The organism is Bradyrhizobium sp. AUGA SZCCT0182, assembly GCF_018130185.1.
Taxonomy (GTDB): Bacteria; Pseudomonadota; Alphaproteobacteria; order Rhizobiales; family Xanthobacteraceae; genus Bradyrhizobium.
Genome location: NZ_JAFCLY010000017.1, coordinates 23,542 through 30,000 on the forward strand (window position 1 = coordinate 23,542; position 6,459 = coordinate 30,000).

General features: G+C 57.4%; 1 protein-coding gene, 2 tRNA genes and 2 rRNA genes (1 of these 5 only partly in view). 4 read left to right on the forward strand and 1 reads right to left on the reverse strand.

Translation table 11 applies throughout. The features are described 5' to 3' along the window. Nucleotides 1–116: 116 nt before the first annotated feature. A complete protein-coding gene (locus tag JQ611_RS19000; RefSeq protein ID WP_212267125.1) occupies nt 117–2,189 on the reverse strand; it encodes a M23 family metallopeptidase in 2,073 nt (690 codons plus the stop codon). An 873-nt stretch (nt 2,190–3,062) separates the two neighbouring features. Between JQ611_RS19000 and JQ611_RS19005 the strand changes: the two genes are divergently transcribed. The 4 genes from JQ611_RS19005 to JQ611_RS19020 form a co-directional block, all read left to right on the forward strand. Beyond that, nucleotides 3,063–4,553: ribosomal RNA gene (locus JQ611_RS19005) — 16S ribosomal RNA — on the forward strand. A gap of 208 nt (nt 4,554–4,761) precedes the next feature. Continuing rightward, nucleotides 4,762–4,838, forward strand: a tRNA-Ile gene (locus JQ611_RS19010). A 55-nt stretch (nt 4,839–4,893) separates the two neighbouring features. Then, nucleotides 4,894–4,969 (forward strand) — tRNA-Ala (locus JQ611_RS19015). 428 nt (nt 4,970–5,397) lie between these two features. Further along, a 23S ribosomal RNA gene (locus tag JQ611_RS19020) occupies nt 5,398–6,459 on the forward strand (it continues 1,783 nt past the right edge of the window). The 16S and 23S rRNA genes sit together here with 2 tRNA genes alongside, the layout of an rRNA operon.

Genomic DNA, 6,459 nt, shown 5'->3' on the forward strand with positions numbered 1-6,459 from the left:
GCGGAGGAACTTGAGTGAAGTACGTGTGCGCGCAAAACATTCCGCGTCGCGGAACAGTAACGCGTGCAACTTCACGCTAACGAACATACGAGGTGAAAAGCCGGGAAGTTAAACGCTCAGCGGCTGACTTGCCGCACCGATGGCGCAGCGGTGCTGCCGGCGGCATCGGAGACACGCGCGGCGCCGCGATTGTTCATCTGGATATCGAGGCGATCGCGTTCCTTCTCGAAGCCCGCCATGACCGGGCCTTCGAGCGAGCGGCCGCGCGGCAGCTTCACGCGCATCGGATCGACGAAGCGGCCGTTGACCAGGATTTCGTAGTGCACGTGCGCGCCGGTCGACATGCCCGTTGATCCGACAAAGCCGATCACCTGGCCCTGTCGCACCCGCTTGCCGGGCTCCATGCCCTTGGCAAACGCCGACATGTGGCCGTAGGCGGTCTCGTAACCATTGTTGTGCTTCAGCTTGACGTATTTGCCGTAGCCGCCTTCCCAGCCGACTTTCTCGACGACGCCGTTGCCGGAAGCGAAGATCGGCGTGCCGTAAGGCGTGGCCCAGTCGACGCCGGTGTGCATCTTGGTGTAGCCGAGGATCGGATGGCGGCGTCCGCCGAATCCCGAACGCATGATCGCGTTGTTGACGGGTTTGCGCACCAGGAACTTCTTCGCGCTCTTGCCGGTCTCGTCGTAGTAGTCGACGACCGAGTCGTCGGGGGTCTGGAAGCGGTAATATTTCTTGGTTTCGCCGCCGACCGTGAGCGAAGCGAACAGCACTTCGGTCTTTTCGGTGATGGTCGCGCCGTCGTCTTCGCCGGCGAAGAACACGTCGAAGGAATCGCCGGGCTGCACCTTGCGCTGGAAGTCGACGTCGTAGGAATAGATCTTGACCATGTCCTCGATGACGGTGGCCGGCACCTTGTTGCGCAACGCGGTCTCGTAAATGCTCTGGTAGAGCCGGACGCCGGTGCCGTCATCCTCATCGTCGTCGTCGTCTTTGCCGGCGGCAGCCTCGGCGACCGTATTCATGCTCTGCACGTCGACGGCGACGTATTTGCCGACGTCGGACAGCGCTGCAACGGCCTCGATGGTGGTTTCGTTGGCGACGATCACCCGATAGGGCTGCAGCCGCACGCCGGGGCCGAGGGCGGCAGGCGCCATCAGGATACGGAGCTTCTGGCCTTCCTTCAGGCCGCCGTCGCGGCCGCGGGCGCCCAGCGTTGCAGCGATCGCCTTGGCCTCGTCCGGCGTTGCGCCCTGATCGCGCAGGATAGAGGTGACCGTATCGCCCTTCTTCACGACGTGAATGCGCTCGTTGGAAGGGTTGCCGCCGGTAATTTGGTCCTTGGTCTTCGGCAGCAGCGTGACGTTTTCCGGCACCACGCGGGTTTCAAAGCCGGCATAGGGGTCGGAGACGGTGCCCTCGGTGGCGTAGGCCAGCTTCATGTCGGACTGGACGCCGCTGGCATCGGCGGCGGCGTTCGCCAGCGCCGTATAGCGTACGCCGCCGGTGTTGCCGCGCCAGTTGGCGGCGTCCCGCACCCGCATCAGGACTTCGTCGAGCGCGACCACGGCGGCGAGTTTCGCCTTCGGAAGCACCGTTGCGAGGTCCTTGGTGACGAAGGAGACCTCGGCATCGGGTTCTACGGCATCGGGATTGTTCGGATCGTCGGCGGCGGCGGGGGTGGGGGCGCCGACATCGGTCAGCATGCGCTGGGCGTTGAATGGCGGGATTTTGGCGGAAAGGTCGCTCGTCGTCATCGACAAATTGCCGGAGATCCGGATGAACGGCCGAACCCGCATCACGTCGCGGTTGCCGACCCGGGTGACGGTCGAGACCCGCATGACGTTGCGGGCGGCTGTCGATTCACCTGGCGGCGGCAGGCGGTCGCTCTTATGCAGGCTGGCGGAACGATCGTTGGCGCCGAAAGCGCCGCGCAACGCGCCTTCGACGCGCTCCGGCACCTTGGCAAAGGTCATTTCGCCGTCGAGCGACGCGAAAACGGCGCCGCCGATGAGAGCTGCGCCGCACAGACCAGTCAGGATAGTGCCGCTAAACCATTGTACGGAGACACGGCGGCGGTCGATCACCGCGGCCTCGGTGCCATCGACGGAAAGCGGCGGCTCGTGACCGAGATCAATGATCCCGGTCTCGCGTCCATAGCCGCTTCCGCGTGACGCCTTCTGATTCAACCCTGTGTCCCCCCAAATTCCATCAACATTCGACTAGACCTTCGCTCGATCCAGATCCGGTTTCCGTCCCTCTATAAGGAGGATCCCGGTGCATCGCGCGCCGCACGAATCGATATTCGGGAATCAAAGGCCAGAAGACCGGCCGGAACCTCGAACGTCAATGATGTGCAGATCTCTCGATGTTTCTCGGCCGCGTGGGGAAAGGCGACGGGTTCATTAAGATCGCCAGTCCCTGGTAGGTGACCACCGGCAGCCCCCACTGGCATCCGGCGGTTCAATGCATACGTTATAGTCAGAACGTCGCAGGATTGTGGCTCAAGTACGGCGCAAAGCCCCCAAATATATAGACTTCTTGGGCTCCAAAATTTCTTCCACATCGTGCGACAATTTGTTGACGAAGGGCGTTGACAGGTCCGATCGGGTGGGCCTATAACCCGACCACTGAGCGCGGCGCTGCTTTGGCCCTGAGGCCAAGGCAAGTTGTCGCGCCCGTGAAGCTCCTCATTATGATGAGTGAATCAACAGCCGATACCAATCGGTTGTTATTTGCCGTCCGGTGAAGGTGCTTCCGGAACTCCCAGTAGTGGGAAGCTCCCAGTCAATGGGAGATGGGTCCTTCGGGTCCCGGGCTGTTTGACAAGTGAAGATGAAGAAAGAGAAACGTGGACGGCGGAGTCCTTGCGGGCCTCGATTACTTGAATACGCAAGTATTGAAGTGTTGGGGCCGGACGAAAGACTTCGGCGGTACACGTTTACATAGGTTACACCATCGTTGCCCACGATGTGAATCGTAGGCAGCTTGTCGGCTTCGGCCGGCAAAAAATGGTGGGACCTCGTCAAACGTTGTGATCAGCCGGTTTGAAGTTTCAAGTCCAACTTGAGAGTTTGATCCTGGCTCAGAGCGAACGCTGGCGGCAGGCTTAACACATGCAAGTCGAGCGGGCGTAGCAATACGTCAGCGGCAGACGGGTGAGTAACGCGTGGGAACATACCTTTTGGTTCGGAACAACACAGGGAAACTTGTGCTAATACCGGATAAGCCCTTACGGGGAAAGATTTATCGCCGAAAGATTGGCCCGCGTCTGATTAGCTAGTTGGTGAGGTAACGGCTCACCAAGGCGACGATCAGTAGCTGGTCTGAGAGGATGATCAGCCACATTGGGACTGAGACACGGCCCAAACTCCTACGGGAGGCAGCAGTGGGGAATATTGGACAATGGGCGCAAGCCTGATCCAGCCATGCCGCGTGAGTGATGAAGGCCCTAGGGTTGTAAAGCTCTTTTGTGCGGGAAGATAATGACGGTACCGCAAGAATAAGCCCCGGCTAACTTCGTGCCAGCAGCCGCGGTAATACGAAGGGGGCTAGCGTTGCTCGGAATCACTGGGCGTAAAGGGTGCGTAGGCGGGTCTTTAAGTCAGGGGTGAAATCCTGGAGCTCAACTCCAGAACTGCCTTTGATACTGAAGATCTTGAGTTCGGGAGAGGTGAGTGGAACTGCGAGTGTAGAGGTGAAATTCGTAGATATTCGCAAGAACACCAGTGGCGAAGGCGGCTCACTGGCCCGATACTGACGCTGAGGCACGAAAGCGTGGGGAGCAAACAGGATTAGATACCCTGGTAGTCCACGCCGTAAACGATGAATGCCAGCCGTTAGTGGGTTTACTCACTAGTGGCGCAGCTAACGCTTTAAGCATTCCGCCTGGGGAGTACGGTCGCAAGATTAAAACTCAAAGGAATTGACGGGGGCCCGCACAAGCGGTGGAGCATGTGGTTTAATTCGACGCAACGCGCAGAACCTTACCAGCCCTTGACATCCCGGTCGCGGACTCCAGAGATGGAGTTCTTCAGTTCGGCTGGACCGGAGACAGGTGCTGCATGGCTGTCGTCAGCTCGTGTCGTGAGATGTTGGGTTAAGTCCCGCAACGAGCGCAACCCCCGTCCTTAGTTGCTACCATTTAGTTGAGCACTCTAAGGAGACTGCCGGTGATAAGCCGCGAGGAAGGTGGGGATGACGTCAAGTCCTCATGGCCCTTACGGGCTGGGCTACACACGTGCTACAATGGCGGTGACAATGGGATGCTAAGGGGCGACCCTTCGCAAATCTCAAAAAGCCGTCTCAGTTCGGATTGGGCTCTGCAACTCGAGCCCATGAAGTTGGAATCGCTAGTAATCGTGGATCAGCACGCCACGGTGAATACGTTCCCGGGCCTTGTACACACCGCCCGTCACACCATGGGAGTTGGTTTTACCTGAAGACGGTGCGCTAACCCGCAAGGGAGGCAGCCGGCCACGGTAGGGTCAGCGACTGGGGTGAAGTCGTAACAAGGTAGCCGTAGGGGAACCTGCGGCTGGATCACCTCCTTTCTAAGGATGGTTCTTCAGAAGCTTGCTTCTATCGAACCGTTTTAGAAACATCAGTGGCCAACGATCGTCAGGATTGTTGAGCTGCATTGGCGGGATTTCGCCGTCTACGTTTCTCTTTCTTCGCGGACGAACACGCGCCAGGGGCTTAGCGCTTGTGCGATGCATCTGGCATGAGCCGGTTGCGCGCCACTGCGGCCTCTCGTGTTAGGGGCTTGTAGCTCAGTTGGTTAGAGCGCGCGCTTGATAAGCGTGAGGTCGGAAGTTCAAGTCTTCCCAGGCCCACCACTTTGATCGAGCGCATCACGTCTCATGACCGACGTAAGCATTCGTCTTCTGGTACGGGGCCATAGCTCAGCTGGGAGAGCGCGTGCTTTGCAAGCATGAGGTCGTCGGTTCGATCCCGTCTGGCTCCACCAGATGGAATTGAAGATCGACAAAGTGGCCTGCTAACAAAGCGCCTTTCAAATCGTCCGCGAAACATCACTTCGCATGTCGTGTCCTACGGGATACGCGTGCGTGATTTCTGACATCGTAAAGAGGAGATTGATCCGAGTTTTGGGTCTGCAAAGCAATTTGCGGAGCTCAATTCATAATCTCCAGATCATTTCGGCGCTCGCGCATCGTAACCCATCGCAAGATGAGTGAGATGAGTGAGTTGTAAATGATCTTTTTAGCGAAGCTTGACCGCCTCGCTATCGGGTTGATCTTACGAAGCAAGCTGGTCTTTCTAATCATTGTCCGGCCGTGCATAGCATTCATCGAGGGTGCGCGTTTTGGGGTTTCGACCTCAAGGCAATTGTACGGACTACATTCTGCCGAGTGTGTGGACATTGATAATGAGAGCAATCAAGTGCCTTAAGGGTGTTCGGTGGATGCCTTGGCGCTGAGAGGCGATGAAGGACGTGCTACGCTGCGATAAGCCGTGGGGAGCTGCGAAGAAGCTTTGATCCACGGATTTCCGAATGGGGAAACCCACCTTCGATAGCTGGAACTCCAAGATCTCGTATCTTGGGGTTTGGACAGCAATGTTTGAGACCAAGCCGCGAGGTTTTGGATTTCCAGTTATCAAGTGAAGGTATGAAATCTCTGAATACATAGGAGGTTTTAAGCGAACCCGGGGAACTGAAACATCTAAGTACCCGGAGGAAAGGACATCAAACGAGACTCCGTTAGTAGTGGCGAGCGAACGCGGACCAGGCCAGTGATACATCAAAGACAACCGGAACCTGTCAGGAAAGCAGGGCCTTAGAGGGTGATAGCCCCGTACGGGTAATGCGATGATGTATCCTTGAGTAAGGCGGAACACGTGAAATTCTGTCTGAACACGGGGGGACCACCCTCCAAGCCTAAGTACTCCTCAGCGACCGATAGTGAACCAGTACCGTGAGGGAAAGGTGAAAAGCACCCCGACGAGGGGAGTGAAATAGACCTGAAACCGGACACCTACAAACAGACGGAGCCCAAGATACGTTCTGGGTGACGTCGTACCTTTTGTATTATGGGCCAGCGACTTAATTTAACGAGCAAGCTTAAGCCGATAGGCGTATGCGCAGCGAAAGCGAGTCTGAATAGGGCGTCAAGTTCGTTGTATTAGACCCGAAACCTAGTGATCTAGCCATGAGCAGGTTGAAGGTGAGGTAACACTCACTGGAGGACCGAACGGGTGTCTGTTGAAAAAGACTCCGATGACTTGTGGTTAGGGGTGAAAGGCCAATCAAACTGGGAAATAGCTGGTTCTCCGCGAAAGATATTTAGGTATCGCCTCGCATGAATGCTTCGGGGGGTAGAGCACTGGATGGGCTAGGGGGACTTACCGTCTTACCAAACCCAACCAAACTCCGAATACCCGAAAGCAATATGCGGGAGTCACACGGCGGGTGCTAACGTCCGTCGTGGAGAGGGAAAC